This is a genomic window from Limosilactobacillus frumenti DSM 13145 (assembly GCF_001436045.1).
GTDB lineage: Bacteria > Bacillota > Bacilli > Lactobacillales > Lactobacillaceae > Limosilactobacillus > Limosilactobacillus frumenti.
Genome location: NZ_AZER01000004.1, coordinates 65,946 through 89,334 on the forward strand (window position 1 = coordinate 65,946; position 23,389 = coordinate 89,334).

The window sequence follows — 23,389 nt, forward strand, 5'->3', positions numbered from 1 at the left end:
TCCAATCCTATTCAATGATTTTCTTGAAACCAGCGTACAGTTGATCAAAGACTTTGTTAAATTGGTCAGCTTCTTCTAACGTATTTTGGTCACCCAAGCTAATCCGGACAGCACTGGTAGCAATGTTATCAGGAACTTTCATAGCAGCTAAGGTACCAGCTTCTGAATGTTTCTTAGATGAGCAGGCACTCGTCGTGGATATAAAGATGTTTTGATCTTCAAATGCGTGGACAATCGTTTCTCCTCGTACGCCTTCGATTGCAAAGCATAAAATGTGGGGGGCGAAACCTTTGTCACGACCGGAAATCATGTGAACATGGTCAAATTTACTAATGTGATCATAGATTCGTTCTTTAATTGCTTGTTCACGCTTAACAGCTGCTGCTTCATTTTCCTTAACTAAACGAATTGCCCGAGCCATTGCAACATCCCCAGGCGTATTTTCAGTACCACTCCGCAGTGTCCGTTCTTGACCACCCCCGGCAACCAAGGGTGCTAGTTTACGTCCTGAACGAACAAAGACAAAACCGGTCCCCCGCGGTGCATGGAACTTATGGCCAGAGAACGTCGCAAAATCAACCCGGTCACTAAATACTAAATCATCAAGACCCTTACCAATAGCTTGAACCGCATCCACATGGTAATGAATATTTGGATAGTCTTTCAGAATCTCGCCGACTTCCTTAATAGGCTGAATCGTACCAATTTCATTATTGACCGCCATGATGGAAACCAGAATCGTATCAGGACGAATGGCAGCCTTAACATCTGCTGGATTGATTCGTCCTTCCTTATCTACCGGCAGATAGGTAATATCGAATCCTAAATCTTTTAATTGTTGCGTTGGGTTCCGCACGGCCGCGTGTTCCACTGAAGTAGTGATGATATGCTTACCAAACCGGTGCTTGGCCATTGCTGTCCCCTTAATAACCCAGTTGTCACCTTCCGAGCCACCAGAAGTGAAAATAATTTCACTTGGCTTAACATGAAATAAGTCAGCAATTTGCTGACGCGCTTGCTCTAATAAATTCCAAGCATTTTCTCCCCAGCTGTGTAAACTACTTGGGTTCCCCCAGATCTTTTGGCTGACGGTATCGTAGGTTTGTAAAACTTCGGGAGCGACTTTGGTAGTCGCACTATTATCAAAATAAATCATTTAGCTATGAACCTTCCCATTGATTAATCTTTAAGCGCATTGGATAGATTATATTGGTTCCTAATTTGATAAATCGATTGTTAATTATAGCAGAACTTGCCATTAAATACAGCGGTAACCCTTGATAAATTAAAGCAATGTGATGTCCGACTCAAAGTAAACGTGTAAGAAACCCTCCAGGGATAAAAGGAGACTCTAGAGTCTCAATTCCAAACTCTAGAGTCTCCTTTTACCTATGAAATTAGTTTTATCATAAGTCTGTTCTTTAAAAAATTACTTTAATTCTGCATAGTAGCTGTCCTCAATGCGTTTGTAGCTGCCTGGTTCAACTTCTTCCAAGGCAGTAGCAATAGTCTCCAAACTAGCAGTGTAGTTATAGTTTTCAAATTGTTGGCGTGATTTAGCAGCAGCAGCGGCAATCTTTTTATTGTCAGCCAAGCGGTTCGCATATTGTTGAAGACGTTCCGTCAGTTCAGCGCTATCGCGAACATCATTGGTCTTGTCGCGAAGAGTTTCCAAATCAGATTCAACAATAATTAATTGCTTCGTCACTTCATCCATATCAACTCGATATTGGTTTAACTCTTCCGCTAGTTTTTTGATTTCATCACTAACCCCAAAGAAGTAATTTAGATAATCCTTTGGAAAGCCTGGCAAGTTCAATTGGTCAACCTGGCGCCGCAAAGCTCGAATCTGAGTAGCGTACTTTTGGAGCATCTGCTTAGCACGTTGTTCATCAGTTTGAAGTTTGGCAACCTCATCATTAATCTTGGCTTGCTGCTCTTCAATCTGATGAAGTGACTTTTCATTAGCTTGCTCACGGTCTAGGACTTGACTATAAATTGCTGTTTGCTTCTCAATCGCCTGAGAATCTTCCTGGTATTCTTTACGGATCGTACTAATTTGCTCATTTAAGGAACGGGTATCCTCAATCTCATGATTGTTCAAACTGTAATTAATACTCAACCGATCAAGTTCGCGAGCGAGTTCATCATTTTGATGTGCCGCATGATCCACAAACTTGCCAATAACACCCATTAAGTGTTTGACCTGTGGCTTAGCATCTAGTTCTTTTTGCATCGTGGCATACAAATCGTCAATCTGGTCCGCCATTTCCTTATTTGATCGTTCAATGTCAGTCAGATCTAACGAATTAATTTGATCGATAGCCTTTTGGCGCCGGTCTTGCAAATCGGCAATCTGGTTAGGAATATCTTCAGTCGTAAAGTGATAGTGCTGCTTTGTTAGTTGGTCATAGCCCTGCTTCAATTCATCTAATTGAGTCGGAAATTCTACTGCTAATGGACGGTATAAATCGGGTATTTGTTCAATTTCATTTGCTAACACGGTGTTGTCATGTTTCAAATCATTTAACAGTTTTTCCGCGCCTTCATAATCACCCTGATCAGTTAGCTCAATAAAATGGGCATACTGCTGTTCCAATTCAGCCAGTTTTCGCTTCAACGGCGTGATACTATCACCAAACTGAAAACTCTTTTCATCCAAGACATGGTGGAAGTGACGATAGCGGGCCTTAATCTGATCGATGGCATGTTGGTGTGATTTTTGCAACTGAGTTAAGCGCTGAATGGTGCCCGTTGCTTGGTGCAATTCCTGTTTTATCCGGCCAATCAGCAACTCCAGATCATTTAATTGCTGGCTTAATGAAAAGACTCTACTGGTGTGGACATTCTTCTCTGCCGCATCCAACTGATTCTTTAATTGCTTAAATAATGGTTGAACGTCATCATGATAATGCTTTTCCAGCTGAGTTAATTCTTTTTGTGAATCACCACTAACCTTTAGGCTTTGCGCATCCTTTAATTGTTGATCCATGTTTTGCTCAACCAGTCGTTGGTACTGTCCCTTCAAGTCAGTAACCCGTTTGACAATATGTTGTTGGTACCAATAAATTCCACCAAGGATGACAACAACAACAATTAAAATACCAATAATAATTTGAAACATATTCAATCCACCTACTAAATTACTAGCCAACGTTGACAGAACTTGCGTTAAGCCATAAAATTCTAACAAAATTATAACATAGTCGTAAAAGCAATATGAAAAGAGGTAATAAATAATGGCAGATTTGTCCTTATTGAATGAACAAGTGACCGCTCTTCTTACCGATGAACACAACCCCATCGCCAATCTGGCCAATGCCAGTGCATTGATCATGGAAAACGTTGAGCAGCTTAACTGGGCAGGCTTTTACTTATTTAATGACGATAGCCAGCAATTAGACTTGGGACCTTTCCAAGGAAAGGTTGCTTGTATGCACATCGCACTCGGTAAGGGTGTTTGTGGGGTGGCAGCCAGCAGTAAAGAAACACAAGTGGTGGATGACGTGACCCAATTCAAGTCCTATATTGCATGTGATAGTGCCGCCCAATCCGAATTAGTTGTCCCCTTATTTAAAAATGATCAGCTGTACGGGGTCCTCGATCTTGATGCCCCTGTCAAAGCCCGCTTCAACCAGGCAATGGCAAAACAAATGGAAGAGTTTGGTCGTCGGCTCATGAAAACCATTGACTAAGCGCTAGTAGTCGTTGTATAGTTGTATTTGTGTAAAATAATGCAGCAGTGAGGGACAAGCTCGTCAACAGACTGGTGCCAGATGGTGTTTTTAGTAACCCAGCTGCAAGGGTGAAAAATTCAAATCAGCCTGCACGAATGTCAAGCTCACAATCGGATTATTTTACTCCAACAAAATTATTGGAGGAATTTATTTATGTCTCGTTATACTGGTCCAAGTTGGCGTGTATCTCGTCGTCTTGGTGTTTCACTTTCAGGTACTGGTAAGGAATTAGCTCGTCGTGCATACGCACCTGGTGATCACGGTCGCGACCGTCATGGTAAGCTTTCTGAATATGGTACTCAACTTCGTGAAAAGCAAAAGCTGCGTTTCATGTATGGTATGACTGAACGTCAATTCTCCAACCTCTTCGTTCGTGCCGGTAAGATCAAGGAAGGTACCCACGGTGCTAACTTCATGGCCTTACTGGAACGTCGTTTGGATAACATGGTTTACCGTCTTGGTTTGGCTACTACTCGTCGTCAAGCTCGTCAATTGGTAAACCACGGTCACATTACCGTTGATGGTAAGCGTGTGGACATCCCTTCATACGAAGTTTCCGTTGGTCAAGTAATTGCTGTTCGTGAAAAGTCCAAGAATCTTGACGTTATCAAGAACGCTGTTGATGCTGTTGTTTCTCGTCCTTCATACGTTGACTTTGATGCCGACAAACTTGAAGGTAAGTTAAACCGGATCCCAGCTCGTGAAGATATGGACGCTGATATTGATGAATCACTTATCGTTGAATTCTACAACAAGTAATCTTTAAGATTGCTAAAAGGTTGATTTATCAACTAAGGGCACCTCATCATGAGGCGCCCTTTTTATATACCTTTATTTAAGGAGGACTGCTCATGCCAAATAAAGATAAATCGGCAGTGGATCAAAGACTGGAAAATGGTATTTATGGGACCCCAAAAATCAAACCAGACGAACAGCGCAAGTACCTTGGAACATTTCGTGAACGAGTTTGTTTAACCATTAGCGTCGCTGAATTGCAACAACGTAATTGGACGGTTGCCGTTACCAAGGAACTGCAACGGGGGATCGGTAATTTGGTATTTATGAATGGCAACCTTCCCCATTCTGAACTACATCCCTATATTAAGGCAGCAGTTGCTGCTAAAAGTCAATTCACAATGAAGACGGATCCTGAATTTAAAACCGATCCAGATTCACTTGCCATTGTCATCGCTGCAAAAAATGCAGTTTATCAATCACCAGTCGATGTGGCCAAACGTTATCCCCGCTTACTAGAAGATCACAATGCTCAACAGCCCCAAAAGGCACCTGCTCATCATAGCTGGTTAAATAAACTTTTTTCAAGGAAAGGTGACTAATAATGCAGCATCCCCTTGCCTATCGCATGCGGCCCCGCAACTTATCTGAAGTCGTGGGTCAACAACACCTTGTTGGCCCCGGTAAAATTATTGCACGGATGGTGAAAGCAAAGACGCTCTCTTCAATGATTCTGTACGGTCCGCCCGGCACTGGTAAAACCAGTATTGCCAGTGCAATTGCTGGATCAACTAAGTATGCTTTTCGTAAGTTAAACGCGGCAACTGATACCAAAAAGGACCTTCAAGTTGTCATTGAAGAAGCCAAAATGAGTGGAACCGTCATTCTACTATTAGATGAAATTCATCGATTAGATAAGGCCAAACAAGATTTCCTACTTCCTCATTTGGAAAGTGGTCGGATTATTTTGATTGGGGCAACAACTGAGAATCCCTATATCAATATTAACCCTGCCATCCGCAGTCGAACCCAAATTTTCCCGGTTCATCCCCTGACAATTGATGATATGAAAACTGCCGTTGAAAGGGCCCTTACGGATAAAGAACGCGGGCTGGGCAAGTTACCTATTCAGCTAGATGCCGACGCTGAGCAGCAATTAGTAACTGCAACCAACGGTGATTTACGTAGTGCCCTGAATGGCCTTGAGTTGGCAGCTAAGTCGACTGACCCGGCTGATGATGGCATGATTCACTTAACATTGCCAATTATTGAAGAGTGCGTTCAAAAAAGGGCACTGAAAGCCGATAAAGATGGTGACGCTCATTATGATGTCATTTCAGCATTTCAAAAGTCCATCCGCGGGTCTGATACTGACGCCGCTCTCCATTACTTGGCACGGCTGATTGCGGCTGGCGATCTAAATAGTATAGCGCGACGGTTAATCGTAATTGCTTACGAAGACGTTGGCTTAGCTAATATGCCAGCAGTTCAACGGGCCGTCACTGCTGTCCAGTCCGCTCAACAAGTCGGTTTACCAGAAGGGCGAATTCCACTAGCTGATGCAGTCATCGAATTGTGTCTTTCGCCCAAGTCAAACTCTGGAATCACAGCAATTGATGATGCACTGGCACAGGTGAAAGCTGGTGGCTATGGTGAAGTTCCTGATCACCTTAAGGATGCCCATTATCAGGGTGCCGCTAAATTAGGTCACGGTACTGATTATGTCTTCCCGCATGATTTCCCAAATGATTGGGTTCCCCAACAATACTTGCCTGACCGTATCAAAAACGCCGAATACTTTCACCCGAAGAAAAATGGCCGTTTTGAAGCCGCATTTAGTCAACGCTACTGGCAATTAAGAAATACTCAACGCCAAGCACTGCGTGGCCATCACCATCCCCAAAGCAGATGATTGCGTAATTGATATAACCATGCTAGGATAATAGGTGAAGATTCTGTGGTGTACGCGTTGTCTAAACGCAGGTTTGCCTTACAGTCTTTTAATTTTGGGACTAGTACATTCGTAACCGGACAACATGCCTTTTCACTTGGTAGTTGGAAAGTTAACAGTCGTGTCCCACCTGTCTTAAACACAGGTCAACACTGAATGACAATTAACGGCACTAACGGAGTTTTCGTACATATTAAAGAGAGGCTGGGTTCCCCAACCTCTTTATTTTTATTTACGAGGTAGAAACAATGCTTTTATCAATCCTAATGACGGTTTTTGGACTGATTGCCCTTTATGAGGGCGTCTTCTTTCTTACCCATACCACTAAACCATTCTTGGTGTTTGAGCCAAACAGGGACCTAGCGCTGGCAAAGGCTATTAAGATTTGGGGAATTATTCTCACGATTGTCGGCCTGCTCGCCTGTTGGTCCGCGTGGGCAAATTCCCTTGCCTTTCTGGTAATTATGGTAATTATTGGCTGCGTTTTAGAAACGCTCATGGCATACTCTTTAATGGGTCATTTTCAAGCGACAAATAGGCAAAAGTAGCTGTTTGCCCCTTTACGGCATTTTTTGATTAAGTGTATAATAGAAGTAAATAAATAAGGAGGCACCGTGATATGGCTCAACAATATAAACACATCTTGGTTCCTGTCGACGGCTCTGAAGAAGCTGAATTAGCCTTCAAGAAGGCAGTCGCAGTTGCTAACCGTAATGGTGAAGATACGGAATTACGTCTACTACACGTTGTTGATACGCGGGCATTTCAAAATATTTCTAGCTTTGACAGTTCAATGGTTGAACAAGTTACCGAAACTGCTAAGAAGACGTTAGATAAGTACATTGAATACGCAAAGAACAATGGTGTTAAGAATGTTAGCTATTCAATCGAATATGGTGCACCAAAGACAATCATTGCTCGTGATGTTCCAAAGGAAATGAACGCTGACCTGATTATGATTGGTGCCACTGGTTTGAATGCCGTTGAACGGATTCTCATTGGTTCAGTTACTGAATTCGTTACCCGGACTGCTATCTGTGATGTCCTAGTCGTTCGGACCGATTTGAAACAAGCCAATTGAGGTTGAACCAAAGAAGAAGTAACATTAATAAATAAGAATTACTAAAAAGAGAACTTAGTTGATCAACTAAGTCCTCTTTTTCATCTGCAATTTAATCTAGTGATATTAATGCTGCTCGAATTTGTTCTCTGACTGCCGATTCTTTCCGGGCAATGCTAATACTTTGGGCAATCTGCAGCGACTGCTTTGCATCATCTTTCTTGCCCAGGTTTTGTGCTGCTAATCCCTGTGCATAATACAGTTCATCAAGAATAAAGAGTGAATCATGTTGGCGACATAGTTCCACTCCCCGAGTAGCCATTTCTTCAGCTTGCGAATATTCACCTAATTCTTGATACAAGTTAGCAAGCTGACAATAAATAGACGCCCACTGATGCAAGCTCCCAATCAGTTTCTTATTATCAATTAACCGTACGGCGCGGTCCGTCAACCGCTTGGCGCGTTGATGATCATGGCGTTCGTAGTAGGCCAACGCCATTCCCGCGGTGGTCATTGCAAGGTAAATATTTGCACTAGTTGTTGCAAACTGGGTTAATACTAATTCAAAGTTAAAAATGGCATCGTCTAACTGCTGACTATGAACTTGAACCATCCCTAATAGGTAGTAGTACCGTTGCTTATCAAAGTCAGAATTTAACTGTTTAACTGACATATGATTTAATAGCTGTTCCGCCTGGTCAAAATGATGCGAAACAAGTTCTTGAACAATGTTATTGAATTGTTCATTAATCTGATTACCTTCGTTCTCGATAATCCGTTCTGGCTGAATACTCAACCGCTTGCAAATAGCTGTTAAAATATCCATTTTAGGTAACCGATTTTGCTTTTCCATTAAGCTGATCGTCGCCTGAGTACAGATTCCATCCGCTAACGCAGTTTGTGATAATCCCCTCTTGCGACGTATTTGTTTTAAGACGTCTCCCCGGAGTTTCATATTTTCCCTTCCTCAAATCAAAATTATCATAGTTTTTATTGAAAAAGACTTTCAATGTGGTTAGTCATTGGAAATACTTTTGATATTATAGCACTATTATTATAAAAATCGAGCGTTAAGCAACTTTAATTATTACAAAAGCACAGCTCACACTCACTTCAACTGAGTATAAGTTGTGCCCTAATTGACGTAGCTTTTAACGCAATTCTAATTAATCCTGATCATTGTAATTCTTCTGACCGACCTTTTCCTTGCCTAACTTTTGGAAGTCATACTTAATCTCACTGTTGCGTTTAAACTCTTCCAATCCCAGCTTAATTAAACGATCAATCAACTCTGAATAACTAATTCCTGAGACTTCCCACATTTGCGGGTACAAACTAATATTTGTAAAGCCTGGTAATGTATTTGGTTCGCCGAGGTATGGCACGTTATTACTGTCAACTAAGAAGTCGATCCGTGACATTCCCTTCATTCCTAATACCTTGTAAGCTTTCAGTGCCATTTCGGTGATCTCATCAGTAAGGTACTGGGGTAACTTTACTGGCAATTCAAAAACCACACCACTAGCATCAACGAACTTATTTTGGTAATCGTAGAAAGCATCCCCCTTAGGAACCCGAATAGCCCCCAGTTTAGAAGCAATTGGGTGTTCATTTCCTAAAATAGAAATTTCTACTTCTTGTGGGTGGTCGATTCCTTGTTCTACTAAAATCTTAAAGTCATACTTAAAAGCATCATCCAGGGCCTTTTCATATTCTTCGGCGTTCGTTACCTTGTGAATACCAACGGATGATCCTTGCTTAGCCGGCTTAACAAATGCCAGATCACCAATTTCTTCTTCAACCCGATCCCATGGATACTCAGACCGGTTTTCAGGAGTGACCAAAACATATGGTGTATTGCGAATACCTGCTTGGGTAAGAATCTTCTTCGTTAAGTCCTTATCGAAAGACATGGCTGAAGCAGCAATGTTAGACCCAACGTATGGTTTATTGAGAAGCTTAAACAACCCTTGGATAGTCCCATCTTCTCCTAAATTACCATGAATAACCGGGAAGAAGAGGTCAACCTTCTTAAGCTCATTGAGAGCCAAAATCGGCGCTAGCACTTGACTAGTATCCATCTTAGCGTATGCTTCCTTAACAACTTGATCCTCATCTTCACCATCAAAGATCCGTTGAGAATCAGCATTCCCCAATAAAATACCATCCTTGGTAAACATGAACAAGCTAACATCATACTTGTTTTTATCAAGGGCATCGTAGATATTGTGAGCAGAGCGTTTGGACACGTCATGTTCAGAGGAGTTACCACCAAACAGTAATGCGATGCTTAATTTATTGGTCATAATATATACCACCTTACTATAAATATTTTTACCGTGTTTTCCGAACCTTTAGTATAACATGATTCATTACTCCATACTAGCAAATTTCACTTCATCATTAGTCCATTATTGCGATATAATAGTACCAATTTTCATTACTGAAAGGAGTCAATATGGCACAAACTAAGGTTCCAATTTGGAAACGTAATTTGCGAGTACTAGCGGTGGCTGTATTTATCGCCGGCATTGCTTTTTCAGAAGTGATGCCCTTCTTACCGCTATATATCAGTGCGTTAGGTCATTTTTCTCGCCAACAGTTGAATATGTGGTCTGGTTTAGTTTTCTCAGGAATCTATTTTGTTTCCGCACTCATCTCACCATGGTGGGGAAAACTCGCCGACAAGAAAGGCCGCAAACTAATGATCTTGCGAGCCTCATTAGGAATGTCAATTGTCTTAGCAGCGATGGGCTTAGTTACTAATGTTTGGCAACTATTCCTCCTCCGAATGACACAGGGTTTCTTTGCTGGCTTTGTCTCTAATTCTAACGCCCTCATCGCTACTGAAACCCCGAAAGAGAAGTCTGGTCAGGCTTTAGGAACAATGACTGCTTCGTTCACTGCTGGTAACCTGCTCGGCCCCTTCGTCGGTGGCGCGCTAGCTTCCATTTTTAATTACCGGGTGACCTTCTTCATTACTGGTCTATTACTGCTAATTGCCTTCCTCCTATCCCTGTTATTTGTTCATGAAGATGACTTTCGTCCTGTTACCCGAAAAGACCTGGCAAGTACTAAGGGAGTGATTAAGGCTTTGCAGTATCCGCAAATGATTTTTGGATTATTGCTAACGACCCTGATCATTCAAGCAGCAACTAACTCAATTAACCCAATTGTTTCCCTCTACGTTAAACAATTGATGCACAATCACGGTAACGTCGTCTTTCTCGCTGGTGTCATTGCGGCCCTTCCCGGGATTGCGACTTTCCTAGCAGCTTCACGATTTGGGGCGATTGGTGACCGTGTTGGGACCCACAAAGTGATCGTGACTGGCTTTATTGGTGCAACCATTCTTTTCTTCCTAACGGCCTTCGTTCGCAATCCTGTTGAACTTGGTATTCTTCGCTTCTTGGTGGGCTTTACCGATGCCTGTTTATTTCCCCAAGTTCAAACTATGCTGACGAAAAATTCCCCTTCGATGGTCACTGGACGAATTTTCTCCTGGAACCAGAGTGCAATGTACATCGGTAACATTATCGGACCCTTGTTGGGTTCAACAATTGCTGGTATTTCAAGCTATAGCATGGTGTTCATTGTTACCGCATTAATCGTGGTCCTTAACTTGATTCTATTTAGAATGAACGTCATTAAATTCATTAAGTAAACAAATAGCCAACAGTGGCGGTGACTCCGCTCGACTGTTGGCTATTGTTATATTTGATTAACTATTATTTACCGTTTGGGTAAACAGCTTCAACCCCACCCTTGTAATGCTTGTTGATCCATTGCTGGGTTGACTTGGATTGCAATGCCTTCATTAACTTCTTAACGGCAGGCTTGTTTTGGTCACCCTTTTTAACAGCAATCAAGTTGGCATATGGGGAAGTATTCTTTTCAAGGGCAATTGCGTCCTTTTGCGGATTCAATCCTGCTTGAACGGCGTAGTTGGCGTTGATAACAACGGCATCCCCTTCACCACGCTTGTAGAATTGGGTCATCAGCTTTGGTTCAAGGTCATGCTTGAACTTCAAATTCTTCTTGTTCGTCTGAATATCATCAAAGGTTGCAGATTCTAACTTCGTCCCTGGTTTTAAGGTGATTAACCCTTCGTCCTGCAAGATCTTCAAAACACGCCCGTAGTCAGCAACATTATTGGAAACTAAGATTGTCGCCCCATCTGGTAAGTCCTTCAAAGACTTGTACTTCTTAGAGTAAAAACCAATTGGTTCCAAGTGCACATTACCAGCACTAACCAGGGTACCATGATTCTTCTTGTTCCAATTATCCAAGAATGGCTTATGTTGGAAGTAGTTAGCATCCAAATCGCCAGATGCTAATTCCTTGTTTGGCAAAACATAATCTTGGAAAGTCTTAACTTGTAGGTTAACCCCTTCCTTCTTCAGTTGTGGTTGAACGTGACGTAAAATTTCAGCATGTGGTGTGGCAGATGCACCAACTGTTAAAGTCGTTTCCTTCTTTTGTCCACAACCAGTTAACAATAAAACTCCGGCAGCAATTGTTGCTAAGCCTGCTAACCATTTCTTCTTCATAATTAATTCCTCCTCAATTAACGTTTATCAATTCTCTTCACGGTGTAATCACCAATGAATTGGAAAACAAAGACAATAATAACGATAATGATTGTTGCCATCATAGTAATGGCATTGTTATTGGCTTGGAACCCATCAAGGTATGCGAGGTTCCCCAGGCCACCTGCACCAATGGCCCCCGCCATAGCAGTATAACCAATCAACGAAATAGCGGTAACCGTTAAACCAGAAACTAACGCTGGTTTACTTTCGGGAATCAAGACCTTGGTAACAATTTGCCAATTCGTAGCCCCCATCGCCTTCGCTGCTTCGATCACACCATGATCCAGGTCATCGAAAGCAATTTGTACCAGTCGGGCATAGAATGGTGCCGCTGAAATAATCAATGACGGCAAGGCAGCCCGTGGACCAATGATTGTTCCCACCATTGCTTGCGTAGCCGGTAAAAGTAAGACAATCAAAATAATAAATGGAATGGAACGAAAGACGTTCACTAACGCGGCGACAATCCAATTAATAATTCTTGCCCAGATCGACGTGCGCTTACGAGTTTCAAAAAGGATTAACCCCAGAATCAACCCTAAGATTGCTACCAGGATCATGGAGACAACGGTCATCCAAATTGTTTCCCACGTGGCTTCCCACATCTTCGGCCAATTAACATTACTAAATTGGAAGAAGGAAGCAAAACTATTGTTGTTCACTGTTAATCACCTCTGTTTCAACCCGCATTGTATTCAGGTAATCCAATGCTCCTTGAATCTGTTTCTGTTGACCTTGTTCAGCCTCCAGCTGAATATAGAGCGAGCCAATTGATCCTTCCGTCGTTTGGTGAATATTCCCTTCAATAATACTCATATCAACTTCAGGGAATTGCCGAAGCATTTCAGAAACAATTGGTAACTTCGCTTGGTCACCATGGAATGTTAACTTAACAATCACGCCATCTGGATGAGAAGCCAACAATTGTTGAACAACCGTCTTCGTATCTTGTGCCGATCCAGTAGACGTTTCTTGATTAACAAACCGTTTCGTGATGGCTTGTTGAGGATGTTTAAAGACATCGAGAACTGGACCTTCTTCAACGATTCGACCAGCATCAAGAACGGCCACGTGATCACAAATCTTACGAATAACATGCATCTCATGAGTAATCACGACAATCGTAATTCCCAAACGATGATTAATGTCCAACAATAATTCCAGAACTTCATCCGTTGTTTGCGGATCCAAAGCACTCGTTGCTTCATCAGACAACAGGATCTTGGGATCATTGGCCAGTGCTCTGGCAATCCCGACCCGTTGCTTTTGTCCACCAGATAATTCCGATGGATAGGCATTTTCACGTCCCTGCAGGCCAACCAGCTTGACAAGCTCCTCAGCCTTCTTTTGACGTTCTTTCTTATTGCCCTTTTTGGCAATTTCTAACGGAAACTCAACATTCTCTAAGACGGTCCGTGACCAGAGAAGATCGAAGTGTTGGAAAATCATCCCAATTTGTAATCGTTCTTCACGAAGACGCTGGCCACTTAATTCACTAACGTTTTGACCGTTAACCGTTACTTTCCCCGTAGTTGGCGTTTCCAACCCATTCAGCATTCGAATCAGGGTACTTTTACCTGCCCCAGAATAACCAACGATTCCATAAATCTTACCATCCGGAATCGTCAGGTTAACATCAGTAATTGCTTTTACTGGCCCTTCCTTGGCCTGGTATGTTTTTGAGACATCCTTAAACTCAATCACTGCTCATTCCTCCTTCTAACAAAAAGCCTTTGCCAATTTGATAATTATTACATTATCAAACGGGCAAAGGCTTTTTTCGCGGTACCACCGTTATTCACAACTATCTCACAATAGTTGCCTCAGTAAGTGCATCATAACACTCTGCTGCGATAATGGGCACCAACCATTACTAACTCGTCTGAACAACTCATCAGTACCTGTTTACCAAAAGACCATCTTCAATATTATTCATTAATTCCATTTCACCAGATAGGAACTCTCTGAGTAACAAATTAATATCTACTCATCTTTCAAATTAGTTTTTAATAATTAAGTTGTTATTATAGTACCGACTTAATTATTTAATGTCAAGAGTTTTTAAAATAAAAATGAGGAATTTCTCATTAAAAATCGAGAACCCCTCATCATTTCTAATTAACTTCGACAATCCAATTATCATCATGACTAGTAGAAGATAACTTACTTGGGTCATCAATTGCTGTTTGGTTACTGGCAACAATTTGACCATTAACTGGACTATCCAGATCAGTAACTGCCTTCTCTGCCTCGACTGAAATGAACTTCCCGCCACTCTTTAACGTGACACCAATCGCTGGAACATCAATAAAAGAGATGGCGCCCAGGTCATCACGCGCTTGATCACTGATACCAACACGCTGGTGACCATTGGCTAATTTTTCAACCCAAAATGCTTGTTGTTCGTCCATTATGACACCTACTATCTAAATTCCTTATTATTACTAAACATGTAGGAATGGTGATGGTACCGCATTGACATAACCATTCCAATCCCAATCAGATTACCGATTAATGATGAACCACCGGCACTGATAAATGGTAACGGGATACCAGTTAATGGCAGCAAACCAATATTCATTCCGATATTTTCGAATACGTGGAACAGGATCATCATAATAACCCCGGTTGAAATATAAGCATAGAACTCATTCCGGGTATCAAATGTGACCCGGATCATTAAATAAATGAGCAATAGGTAGAGTAAAATTAATAACGCACTACCAATAAAGCCAAAATTCTCACCAATAACAGAAAAAATCATATCAGATTCACGAACTGGGACATAAACCTTAGAATTATTAAATCCGGTCCCTGTGATACCACCAGAACCCACGGCCTTGATACTCTGCCACAGTTGATACCCTTGATTAGAAGTATCCTGCTCAGGATGTAACCAGGTATCAACCCGGTCGAACTGGTAAGCCTGGAAACCGATATGTTCCAAGATAGTCCGGCCTAGCGTACTAGTAACCATGGCCAAAGCACTACCACCAATAACGACTAATCCAGCAGCAACTGGAGCAATGATCCGCCAGGTAACACCAGATACCAAAACCATTCCACAAAAGATTGCAAAGAAAACTAGTGAAGTCCCAAAGTCATTCTGAAAGTGCAACGAGATCAAAACTGGTAATAACCACAAGGCCATTTCGCCAATTAATCGCCAGTCTGAATTCACCGTGTGGACACTATAACGATTATTGTGGGTAGTAATGACCCGCCCCATCATCAAGATATAAGCCGGCTTCATTATTTCAGAAGGCTGAAAGGTGAATGGACCGATGGCAAACCAACTCTTGGCACCAGTATTGGCAAAGTACGAACGACTATAGAAGACCAGAATTGCGTACATCAGAAAGATCCCTACCCAGTATACAACTGGCGCCACTTTCCATAATTGTTCTGAGTCAAACTGCATAATCACAACCACCAATATGGTACCAACGGCATACCAAACAAGCTGTGAAATTACTTGGCGGGCTACACTGGTTGCACCACCGGTATCATGACTAGCAGCAACATAAATTGAAGCCAGACCGATTAGGGCTAGCAAGAGAACACAGAAAATAATGCCCCAGTCAATTCGACTTTCTTCATCATTTCTAGATCGTTGCATTAGTTAGCTCCCTTTTTCAATATTTCCAGTAGAGCTATGCCTGATGCAAATGGTACTGCTGGAGAACTGTTTCTAAACCCTCTTCTTGTGAACGGACATAGAATTCACTTTCATCCGCGGTCAGAAGAGCCTTGAAACGATTGCCATCAGCAACAACTTCACCAATCAATTTTTTTCCAATAAAAATTTGTTGGACTGGTTGATGACGGCGTTCAATATCTTTAACACTAACTTCAATTTTTTTATCTCTTTTTGACACGTTTTCACCCTTACTTGTGTTGTGACCGCAGGAGTGTAAAATGGTCCGGCACCGGATCATAACCGCCGCGTGCAAACGGCTGACAGCGTAGAATGCGGGCAATTCCCATTAATACTCCTTTAAGGCCAAATTTTTCAATTGCTTCTAACATGTATTGTGAACATGTCGGTTCAAAACGACAAACCCGGTACGGGCGGCGTGCAGAAATCGTCCGCTGATACAAACGTACCAGGGACGATAACAGCCGTTTCATATTAATCCTTCTTAGAATCAGTTGCTTGCATCCGTTCTAGCATCTCACCAGCACCCTTAGCAACGTTGTCTAATGGGTCTTCGGAGACTACTACAGGAACCTTCAAACGGGATGAGAACAATTGATCAATACCGTGTAACAGGGCCGTCCCACCAGTTAGCATAACTCCACGATCAATAATATCTGAAGCTAATTCAGGCGGAATTGTTTCGAGAACACCAACCGTGGCCTTAACAATCTGATCAAGGGTATCATGGATAGCTTCTTCAATTTCATTTTCATTCGTGGTTACTTGCTTTGGCATCCCAGTGGCGACGTCCCGTCCACGAACATCCATTTCCTTTGGTTCATCTACTTTAAGAGCTGTCCCAATTTCCATCTTAATCTGTTCAGCAGTGTGTTCACCAATAATTAAGCCATGATGGTCCTTAATGTAGGCGGTAATATCGCTGTTCAACTTATCACCAGCCATCCGGATTGATTGACTAGCAACGATGTCACCTAATGACAAGATGGCAATATCACTGGTACCACCACCCATATCAATTACCATGCTTCCACGAGGCTTAAAAATATCCAAACCCGCGCCAATAGCGGCAACCTTTGGTTCGTATTCCAAGTAAACCTTACCACCACCAGATTGTTCAGCAGCCTGAATAATGGCCTTACGTTCAATTTCGGTAATGTTAGTTGGAGCACAAATCATAATGTTTGGTTTCGACATGAACCCCTTAACGCTCAACTTACCGATGAAGTAAGATAGCATTTCTTGAGTCACATCGAAATCAGAAATAACCCCATTTTTGAGAGGACGGATTGCCCGAATATTACTTGGTGTCCGTCCAACCATCCGGTAAGCCTCTGAACCAACAGCTAACACTTTATTAGTCTGTGTATCAATTGCCACTACGGATGGTTCGTTCAATACAATTCCTTTGCCTTGAACATAGATCAGGACATTTGCTGTCCCTAAATCAATACCAATATCCTTTGCCATGTCATTCGTTCTCCTTTGCGTTAATAACGTTGGTAATTATACCACATTCACCACTATTGCCTAGCCCCGTGAGCTATGATCAATCAATTGATCGGGAGTCATTTGAATAGTGTCGTCAATATCAATACGATCGATTTGCGCACCTAGTTGATGCAGCTTCTGGTGAAGGTGGTAATAACCACGATCGAGGTATTTCAAATTGCGGACTTGAGTAATCCCATCAGCGGCTAAGCCCGCAATTACCAGCGCTGCCCCAGCACGGAGATCGGTAGCAGATACTTCAGCACCACTGAACTTTGTAGGTCCATGTAACACAGCCGCAGAGCCAGCAATCTCATAGTTAGCGTTCATTCGCCGTAGTTCTTCCAGATGCATGAAGCGCTTTTCGAAGACTGTCTCATCCATGGTGCTCGTTCCATTAGCTAACAGCTGAAGAACCGTCATTTGCGGCTGTAAATCCGTTGGAAAACCGGGGTAAGGGGCTGTCCGCACATTTGTTGGTAGTAAAACAGAGGTCCCCAGAATACGGATACCATCCGCTTGTTCAACTACCGTTACGCCCATTTCACGCAATTTGGCAATTAACGGTTCATTATACCGCGGATCAGCTCCCTCAACGATCACATCACCGTTAGTCGCGGCTGCTGCAATCATAAATGTACCAGCTTCAATACGATCTTCCATAACGTGAAAATCACAACCATGAAGGAAATTAACCCCTTGAATGCGAATCAATTCTGTTCCGGCACCATGAACACGGGCCCCCATCTTATTCAGAGTATTTGCAAGGTCGACAATTTCTGGTTCACGAGCACAGTTTTCAATAGTGGTAATTCCGTGAGCTAAAGTGGCCGCCATCATAATATTCTGTGTTGCCCCCACGCTTGGAAAATCCAAGTAGATATGAGCACCGGTTAAATGGTCAGCCTGCGCTTCAATAAAGCCATCATGTTGTTCAATCTGTGCTCCTAATTGGCGCAAACCTTTGAGATGCAGATCTACTGGTCGCGAGCCAATCGCACATCCACCGGGCATGGCAATACGGACATGACCAGTACGTGCTAGCAATGGTCCCATGACAACCATTGAAGCCCGCATCTTCGAAACATATTGAAATGGTGCCTTGGAAGATAACTGGTGACTCGCGTCAAATGTTACCGCATGCTCATTGGGATCAAAATTAACCTGGATATTTAAGAATTGGAGAAGCTTGTTCATCATCACAACGTCAGACAGAACCGGAACGTTGGTTAACTTGGTCTGCCCTGTGGAGGCGAGAATGGACGCCGCCTGAATTGGCAGAACCGCGTTTTTTGCACCTTCAACCTTGACACGACCAGTTAAACGATGACCACCTTTAATGACAATCTTTTCCATAATTAATTCTCCTCACTGAACTAATGAAATAAGTTGGCTAGGCTATTAACAGCAGACAAAAACGAAAAGAGAAATTGAGCACAAGTAAAGCCCACACTCGTCGCTAATAACACAATTAACAAAGGCAACGTCCGTGGTGGGCGACGAAACATATGCTCGATATGAATTCCCTGAATTGCAGAAAATGTAATCCAAATCATCATCAGAGTAATAATCATTTCTAATAATGCTTTAAATCCTTGTACTTGCACTCAATTCACCTTCTTTAAACCATTTTGTATCATATCATATTCGTGACGCTGACAATAGGTCAATTAATAAAGCTTAATCATAAGTTAACAAAGCAAATAGAGATAAACAAAAAGCGAATGGCTAATTACCATTCGCTTGGAGTAAATTAATCTTGCTTCTTGTATTGTGAAACCTTCAAACGGTTAATTGCCCGCTTAAGATGTACTTCCGCACGAGCAAGATCATTTTGACGATGTTCTTCCTTTGCATGCCGAATTTCTTCTTCAGCACGAGCTTTGGCTTCTTCAGCACGGTGAACATCAATCTTTTCAGGCATTTCGGCACTATCTGCAGTGATTAAGGCATTTTTACCATCAAACTGCAAAATACCACCATTAACAGCTGCAACTTCGTCAGTTCCCGTATTATGGTGAATCCGCAACTGACTAATCTCAAGAGATGCCAATACCGGGACGTGATTAGCCATGATTCCCATTTGACCACCAGAAGTGTTCATGATAATCATTGTAGCTTTGTCATTATCATATACGGTCCCATCAGGAGTAATAATGGTGACTTGGAAATTTGTATCAGCCAAAATTATCCCTCCTAGTCTTTAGCACTCTCTTCGTCACTGTCTGCCTTCATTTTCTTAGCCTTTTCCACGGCATCATCAATGGTACCAACCAGACGGAATGCTTCTTCTGGAAGGTCATCATACTTACCGTCAAGAATAGCCTTGAAGCCCTTAATGGTATCCTTCAAAGGTACATACTTACCAGGGGTACCAGTAAATTGTTCAGCGACGGAGAAACTCTGTGATAGGAAGTTCTGAATCCGCCGTGCACGAGCAACGATTACCTTTTCTTCATCAGATAATTCATCCATCCCTAAGATAGAAATGATATCTTGCAATTCGTGGTAACGTTGCAAAACATGCTGAACTTGTGTAGCTACTTCATAATGTTCCTTACCAACAATTTCTGGTGTTAAGGCAGTTGAAGTAGAAGCCAGCGGGTCAACGGCTGGGTAAATACCAATTTGCGTTAACCGCCGCTCCAAGTTGGTAGTCGCATCCAGGTGCGCAAAAGTCGTAGCTGGAGCTGGGTCGGTATAGTCATCGGCAGGAACATAAACCGCTTGAATAGAAGTGATTGACCCCTTCTTAGTAGAAGTGATCCGTTCCTGTAACTGACCCATTTCAGTAGCCAAGGTTGGCTGATAACCAACGGCTGAAGGAATCCGCCCCAGCAAGGCAGAAACTTCTGAACCGGCCTGGGTAAACCGGAAAATGTTATCAATGAACAAAAGCACATCTTGGCCCTTGACATCACGGAAGTATTCCGCAATTGTCAAACCTGTCAAAGCCACCCGCATACGAGCACCAGGAGGTTCGTTCATCTGACCATATACCATGGCAGTCTTTTCCAGAACGCCAGAAGCCTTCATTTCATAGTACATATCGTTACCTTCACGGGTTCGTTCACCGACCCCAGTGAAGACAGAGATACCATTGTGACCTTGTGCAATGTTGTGAATTAATTCCTGAATTAAAACAGTCTTACCAACACCGGCACCACCGAATAGACCAATCTTACCACCACGAACGTATGGGGCTAAGAGGTCAATAACTTTGATCCCGGTTTCGAGGATTTCAGTGTTATTGTTTAATTCATCATACTTTGGTGCATCACGGTGAATAGGCATCCGCTTTGCATCAGGACCAAACTTCGGTCCGTTGTCGACAGGTTCACCTAAGACGTTAAAGACACGACCAAGAGTGTCATCACCAACTGGAACACTAATTGGTGCACCAGTGTTTTCGACTTCCATTCCCCGTTGAAGACCATCAGTACCGTCCATGGCAATCGTCCGAACAACACCATCACCCAATTCTAGGGCAACTTCTGTTGTCAAAGTCTTGTCATCACTTTCCTTAATCTTCAGGGCATCGTTAATCTCTGGTAACTTTTCGTCTAAGGGGAATTCAATATCAACAACTGGTCCGATAACTTGGACAACTTTACCAGAACTCATGTTGTGTTTCCTCCTCAGTTAAATTTATTCTTGTGCCGTCATACCACCAGTAATTTCAGTAATTTCAGTGGTAATCGCAGCCTGACGAGCACGGTTATACTGCAATTCTAGCGATGAAATAATATCATCTGCGTTATCAGTTGCTGACCGCATAGCATTGGCACTTGAAGAGTGTTCAGATGTCTTGGCATCCAAAATAGCTCCATAAATCAAGCTTTCTGCGTACTGAGCAACCAAAGCAGCAATAATTTCCGTGTCTGATGGTTCAAATTCATATTCAGCGGTTACTGGCGAATCATCAGTAGATGGATTTTGATTTTCATCTTCCATCAGAGACTGCTCAGTAATCGGCAGAACATCATGAATAATGATCCGTGATGAAATTCGGTTAACATAATGGCTAAAAGCCATGTACATCTCATCGAATACACCATCGTCATACATCTGCACAGCTGTCTTAACAATCTGGTGAACTTCCCGGAATGTTGGGACGTCACTGACACCGGAGTATTCATATACAACGTTCATCCCACGCTTCTTAAAAAACTCGGTTCCAGTCTTACCAATTGTTAAGAATACCGTATTATCAGCGGTTAAATGCTGCTTCTTCATCAAGGCCATGGTTTCTTTAATAATATTATTATTGTAAGACCCCACTAATCCACGATCAGATGTAATAACTAAAATTCCAGTCTTCTTTACTGGACGTTTCTCAAACAACGCAGCATATGCATCATGAATTGAGCTAGCTGCAGATGCGTTGTGAGATTTAACCAGATCGGACAACATGTTTCTTACCTTTTCAGCATAAACATCGTATGTCTTTGTATGGTGTTGAATTTGATTCAATTTTGCAGTTGAAACCATTTGCATAGCAGAGGTAATCTGCCGAGTGCTTTTTGTGGATTCAATTTTGTGTTTAACTGCAGCAAGTGAAGCTGGCACTAAATCTCACCGTCCTTTCGACTAGTCATCACTAATTTTTCTGTGTTGCTTTCTTCTTGTCTTCACTGGTTTGGAATGAAGCAGTAAAGTCAGCAACAGCCTTCTTCAAATCATCGCCTTCTGGCAATTTACCAGTAGACTTGATGCTGTCGTAAAGGTCTTGGTGGTTTGCATGCATGTAAGCAGCCAATTCACTTTCGTAACGAAGAACATCATCAACAGGAATCTTATCAATGAATCCATTAGACAATGCAAACAATGTTACAACTTGTTGTTCAACTGGTTGTGGCTTGTGTAAGCCCTGCTTCAGGACTTCCATCGTGTGACGACCACGTGACAACTTAGCTTGCGTAGCAGCATCCAGGTCAGAACCGAATTGGGCAAATGATGCCAATTCGTTATATGAAGCGATATCCAAACGAAGGGTACCAGCAACCTTCTTCATAGCCTTAACCTGGGCGTCACCACCAACACGAGAAACTGAAGTACCAGCATCAATAGCTGGACGTTGACCGGCATAGAACTCATCAGCATCCAGGAAGATCTGACCATCAGTAATAGAAATAACGTTAGTTGGAATGTAGGCAGAAACGTCCCCAGCCTGGGTCTGAATAATTGGCAAGGCAGTCATTGAACCACCACCAAGGTCATCAGACAACCGTGCAGCACGTTCCAGCAAACGTGAGTGGGTGTAGAAAATATCACCAGGGTAAGCTTCACGACCAGGAGGCCGACGAAGAATTAAGGACAGTTCACGGTAAGCATCGGCCTGCTTTGATAAGTCATCGTAAACGATCAAAACATCCTTGCCGCCATACATGAACTCTTCACCCATCGCAGCACCAGCATAAGGAGCGATGTAAAGCATTGGTGCAGGGTTAGAAGCACTAGCAGAAACAACAATTGTGTAATCTAATGCTCCGTAACGACGCAACGTTTCGACATTAGCCCGGACAGTAGATTCCTTTTGACCAATGGCAACGTAAATACAAATAACGTCCTTATCCTTCTGGTTAATAATTGTATCCAAGGCAATCGCAGTCTTACCAGTCTTACGGTCACCAATAATCAATTCACGCTGACCACGACCAATTGGAACTAAGGCATCAATAACCTTAATACCAGTTTGCAGTGGTTCACTAACGCTCTTCCGCTCCATAACACCTGGAGCCTTCTTTTCGATTGGGCGTGTCTTATCAGTTTTGATTTCACCCAAGCCGTCAATTGGACGACCAAGTGGATCAACAACCCGTCCTAACAATGCATCACCAACGGGTACTTCCATGATTCGACCCGTCCGTTTAACAGTGTCACCTTCACGGATACCAGTAAAGTCCCCTAAAATAACGATACCAACATCGTTGCTTTCGAGGTTTTGTGCCATTCCGTAAACACCGTTACTAAATTCGAGCAACTCACCAGCCATGGCATTTTCCAAGCCATCGGCACGAGCAACACCATCACCAACGTACGTAACAGTACCGGTTTCTTCAACAGAAACTTGGTCTTGGTAATTGGCGAGTTGTTTCTTGATGAGTGAACTGATTTCCTCAGTTTTAATGCTCATAAAGGTCTCACCTCTTTGAAATAAGATAA

The 23,389-nt window shown here is 42.5% G+C and carries 24 protein-coding genes, 1 other RNA gene and 1 pseudogene; 8 read left to right on the top strand and 18 right to left on the bottom strand.

Features of this window, described 5'->3' with window-relative positions:
• Window positions 1–7: 7 nt before the first annotated feature.
• Window positions 8–1,156: a cysteine desulfurase family protein gene (locus FD27_RS00760; RefSeq protein WP_057748028.1), complete on the bottom strand. Its 1,149-nt coding sequence runs from the start codon at window positions 1,154–1,156 to the stop codon at window positions 8–10.
• A gap of 273 nt (window positions 1,157–1,429) precedes the next feature.
• Window positions 1,430–3,124: a septation ring formation regulator EzrA gene (gene ezrA / locus FD27_RS00765; RefSeq protein ID WP_057748030.1), complete on the bottom strand. Its 1,695-nt coding sequence runs from the start codon at window positions 3,122–3,124 to the stop codon at window positions 1,430–1,432.
• A gap of 115 nt (window positions 3,125–3,239) precedes the next feature.
• On the opposite strand from ezrA, the gene FD27_RS00770 reads away from it, so the two are divergent.
• From FD27_RS00770 to FD27_RS00795, 7 genes and pseudogenes are all read left to right on the top strand, one after another.
• Window positions 3,240–3,695, top strand: a complete 456-nt coding sequence (locus FD27_RS00770; protein WP_057748034.1) for a GAF domain-containing protein — start codon at window positions 3,240–3,242, stop codon at window positions 3,693–3,695.
• A 195-nt stretch (window positions 3,696–3,890) separates the two neighbouring features.
• Window positions 3,891–4,496: a 30S ribosomal protein S4 gene (gene rpsD / locus FD27_RS00775; RefSeq protein ID WP_057748037.1), complete on the top strand. Its 606-nt coding sequence runs from the start codon at window positions 3,891–3,893 to the stop codon at window positions 4,494–4,496.
• 92 nt (window positions 4,497–4,588) lie between these two features.
• Complete coding sequence (locus tag FD27_RS00780) at window positions 4,589–5,074, top strand: YueI family protein (protein WP_057748042.1); 486 nt, start codon at window positions 4,589–4,591, stop codon at window positions 5,072–5,074.
• A 2-nt stretch (window positions 5,075–5,076) separates the two neighbouring features.
• Complete coding sequence (locus FD27_RS00785; protein ID WP_057748045.1) at window positions 5,077–6,384, top strand: replication-associated recombination protein A; 1,308 nt, start codon at window positions 5,077–5,079, stop codon at window positions 6,382–6,384.
• 37 nt (window positions 6,385–6,421) lie between these two features.
• A non-coding RNA gene (gene ssrS, locus FD27_RS08530) (6S RNA) lies at window positions 6,422–6,609 on the top strand.
• A gap of 62 nt (window positions 6,610–6,671) precedes the next feature.
• The gene (locus FD27_RS00790; protein WP_057748046.1) at window positions 6,672–6,971 is read left to right on the top strand and encodes a hypothetical protein; all 300 of its coding nucleotides are present in this window, start codon (window positions 6,672–6,674) and stop codon (window positions 6,969–6,971) included.
• Window positions 6,972–7,042: 71 nt separating this feature from the next.
• Window positions 7,043–7,526 (top strand): annotated as a pseudogene (locus tag FD27_RS00795) (universal stress protein).
• Between the two features lie 69 nt (window positions 7,527–7,595).
• On the opposite strand, the gene FD27_RS00800 reads toward FD27_RS00795, so the two are convergent.
• Entirely contained in the window at window positions 7,596–8,438 is an 843-nt protein-coding gene (locus FD27_RS00800) for a helix-turn-helix transcriptional regulator (protein ID WP_057748053.1), read from the bottom strand.
• Between the two features lie 211 nt (window positions 8,439–8,649).
• Window positions 8,650–9,789 (bottom strand): D-alanine--D-alanine ligase family protein, encoded by a 1,140-nt coding sequence (locus tag FD27_RS00805; RefSeq protein ID WP_057748057.1) that lies wholly within the window; start codon window positions 9,787–9,789, stop codon window positions 8,650–8,652.
• A gap of 152 nt (window positions 9,790–9,941) precedes the next feature.
• Between FD27_RS00805 and FD27_RS00810 the strand changes: the two genes are divergently transcribed.
• Window positions 9,942–11,147, top strand: a complete 1,206-nt coding sequence (locus FD27_RS00810) for an MFS transporter (protein WP_057748060.1) — start codon at window positions 9,942–9,944, stop codon at window positions 11,145–11,147.
• A 64-nt stretch (window positions 11,148–11,211) separates the two neighbouring features.
• Here the strand turns inward: FD27_RS00810 and FD27_RS00815 are convergent, their stop codons facing one another.
• The 14 genes from FD27_RS00815 to atpA form a co-directional block, all read right to left on the bottom strand.
• Window positions 11,212–12,033 (bottom strand): MetQ/NlpA family ABC transporter substrate-binding protein, encoded by an 822-nt coding sequence (locus FD27_RS00815; RefSeq protein WP_057748063.1) that lies wholly within the window; start codon window positions 12,031–12,033, stop codon window positions 11,212–11,214.
• 17 nt (window positions 12,034–12,050) lie between these two features.
• Window positions 12,051–12,680, bottom strand: coding sequence for a methionine ABC transporter permease (locus FD27_RS00820; protein WP_151495815.1), 630 nt, complete (start codon window positions 12,678–12,680; stop codon window positions 12,051–12,053).
• 43 nt (window positions 12,681–12,723) lie between these two features.
• Window positions 12,724–13,779, bottom strand: coding sequence for a methionine ABC transporter ATP-binding protein (locus FD27_RS00825; protein WP_057748070.1), 1,056 nt, complete (start codon window positions 13,777–13,779; stop codon window positions 12,724–12,726).
• Window positions 13,780–14,189: 410 nt separating this feature from the next.
• Window positions 14,190–14,486 (bottom strand): glycine cleavage system H family protein, encoded by a 297-nt coding sequence (locus FD27_RS00830; protein WP_057748073.1) that lies wholly within the window; start codon window positions 14,484–14,486, stop codon window positions 14,190–14,192.
• An 11-nt stretch (window positions 14,487–14,497) separates the two neighbouring features.
• A complete protein-coding gene (locus tag FD27_RS00835; protein WP_057748076.1) occupies window positions 14,498–15,694 on the bottom strand; it encodes an FtsW/RodA/SpoVE family cell cycle protein in 1,197 nt (398 codons plus the stop codon).
• 34 nt (window positions 15,695–15,728) lie between these two features.
• The gene (locus FD27_RS00840; protein ID WP_057748078.1) at window positions 15,729–15,953 is read right to left on the bottom strand and encodes a DUF2969 domain-containing protein; all 225 of its coding nucleotides are present in this window, start codon (window positions 15,951–15,953) and stop codon (window positions 15,729–15,731) included.
• A 10-nt stretch (window positions 15,954–15,963) separates the two neighbouring features.
• Window positions 15,964–16,206, bottom strand: coding sequence for a membrane protein insertion efficiency factor YidD (yidD, locus tag FD27_RS00845; RefSeq protein WP_057748081.1), 243 nt, complete (start codon window positions 16,204–16,206; stop codon window positions 15,964–15,966).
• Window position 16,207: 1 nt separating this feature from the next.
• A complete protein-coding gene (gene mreB / locus FD27_RS00850) occupies window positions 16,208–17,203 on the bottom strand; it encodes a rod shape-determining protein (RefSeq protein WP_057748084.1) in 996 nt (331 codons plus the stop codon).
• 60 nt (window positions 17,204–17,263) lie between these two features.
• Window positions 17,264–18,580, bottom strand: a complete 1,317-nt coding sequence (murA, locus tag FD27_RS00855) for a UDP-N-acetylglucosamine 1-carboxyvinyltransferase (RefSeq protein ID WP_057748087.1) — start codon at window positions 18,578–18,580, stop codon at window positions 17,264–17,266.
• 20 nt (window positions 18,581–18,600) lie between these two features.
• Window positions 18,601–18,831: a DUF1146 domain-containing protein gene (locus FD27_RS00860; RefSeq protein WP_057748091.1), complete on the bottom strand. Its 231-nt coding sequence runs from the start codon at window positions 18,829–18,831 to the stop codon at window positions 18,601–18,603.
• A 146-nt stretch (window positions 18,832–18,977) separates the two neighbouring features.
• Entirely contained in the window at window positions 18,978–19,409 is a 432-nt protein-coding gene (locus FD27_RS00865) for a F0F1 ATP synthase subunit epsilon (protein ID WP_057748096.1), read from the bottom strand.
• Window positions 19,410–19,420: 11 nt separating this feature from the next.
• Window positions 19,421–20,848 carry a F0F1 ATP synthase subunit beta gene (atpD, locus tag FD27_RS00870; protein WP_057748099.1) on the bottom strand — a complete coding sequence of 476 codons (1,428 nt, stop codon included), beginning with the start codon at window positions 20,846–20,848 and terminating at the stop codon, window positions 19,421–19,423.
• 24 nt (window positions 20,849–20,872) lie between these two features.
• Window positions 20,873–21,793: a F0F1 ATP synthase subunit gamma gene (locus FD27_RS00875; protein ID WP_057748102.1), complete on the bottom strand. Its 921-nt coding sequence runs from the start codon at window positions 21,791–21,793 to the stop codon at window positions 20,873–20,875.
• Window positions 21,794–21,824: 31 nt separating this feature from the next.
• Window positions 21,825–23,360: a F0F1 ATP synthase subunit alpha gene (atpA, locus tag FD27_RS00880; RefSeq protein WP_057748105.1), complete on the bottom strand. Its 1,536-nt coding sequence runs from the start codon at window positions 23,358–23,360 to the stop codon at window positions 21,825–21,827.
• Window positions 23,361–23,389: the final 29 nt, after the last annotated feature.

Excerpts from the sequence above, each read along its gene's own strand:
- FD27_RS00780 (WP_057748042.1), top strand. The coding sequence starts at position 4,589 with ATGCCAAATAAAGATAAATCGGCAGTGGATCAAAGACTGGAAAATGGT.
- atpA (WP_057748105.1), bottom strand. The coding sequence starts at position 23,360 with ATGAGCATTAAAACTGAGGAAATCAGTTCACTCATCAAGAAACAACTC.
- murA (WP_057748087.1), bottom strand. The coding sequence starts at position 18,580 with ATGGAAAAGATTGTCATTAAAGGTGGTCATCGTTTAACTGGTCGTGTC.
- FD27_RS00760 (WP_057748028.1), bottom strand. The coding sequence starts at position 1,156 with ATGATTTATTTTGATAATAGTGCGACTACCAAAGTCGCTCCCGAAGTT.
- FD27_RS00830 (WP_057748073.1), bottom strand. The coding sequence starts at position 14,486 with ATGGACGAACAACAAGCATTTTGGGTTGAAAAATTAGCCAATGGTCAC.
- FD27_RS00785 (WP_057748045.1), top strand. The coding sequence starts at position 5,077 with ATGCAGCATCCCCTTGCCTATCGCATGCGGCCCCGCAACTTATCTGAA.
- FD27_RS00770 (WP_057748034.1), top strand. The coding sequence starts at position 3,240 with ATGGCAGATTTGTCCTTATTGAATGAACAAGTGACCGCTCTTCTTACC.
- ezrA (WP_057748030.1), bottom strand. The coding sequence starts at position 3,124 with ATGTTTCAAATTATTATTGGTATTTTAATTGTTGTTGTTGTCATCCTT.
- rpsD (WP_057748037.1), top strand. The coding sequence starts at position 3,891 with ATGTCTCGTTATACTGGTCCAAGTTGGCGTGTATCTCGTCGTCTTGGT.
- FD27_RS00790 (WP_057748046.1), top strand. The coding sequence starts at position 6,672 with ATGCTTTTATCAATCCTAATGACGGTTTTTGGACTGATTGCCCTTTAT.
- FD27_RS00810 (WP_057748060.1), top strand. The coding sequence starts at position 9,942 with ATGGCACAAACTAAGGTTCCAATTTGGAAACGTAATTTGCGAGTACTA.
- FD27_RS00800 (WP_057748053.1), bottom strand. The coding sequence starts at position 8,438 with ATGAAACTCCGGGGAGACGTCTTAAAACAAATACGTCGCAAGAGGGGA.
- mreB (WP_057748084.1), bottom strand. The coding sequence starts at position 17,203 with ATGGCAAAGGATATTGGTATTGATTTAGGGACAGCAAATGTCCTGATC.
- FD27_RS00805 (WP_057748057.1), bottom strand. The coding sequence starts at position 9,789 with ATGACCAATAAATTAAGCATCGCATTACTGTTTGGTGGTAACTCCTCT.
- atpD (WP_057748099.1), bottom strand. The coding sequence starts at position 20,848 with ATGAGTTCTGGTAAAGTTGTCCAAGTTATCGGACCAGTTGTTGATATT.
- FD27_RS00815 (WP_057748063.1), bottom strand. The coding sequence starts at position 12,033 with ATGAAGAAGAAATGGTTAGCAGGCTTAGCAACAATTGCTGCCGGAGTT.
- yidD (WP_057748081.1), bottom strand. The coding sequence starts at position 16,206 with ATGAAACGGCTGTTATCGTCCCTGGTACGTTTGTATCAGCGGACGATT.
- FD27_RS00820 (WP_151495815.1), bottom strand. The coding sequence starts at position 12,680 with ATGTGGGAAGCCACGTGGGAAACAATTTGGATGACCGTTGTCTCCATG.
- FD27_RS00835 (WP_057748076.1), bottom strand. The coding sequence starts at position 15,694 with ATGCAACGATCTAGAAATGATGAAGAAAGTCGAATTGACTGGGGCATT.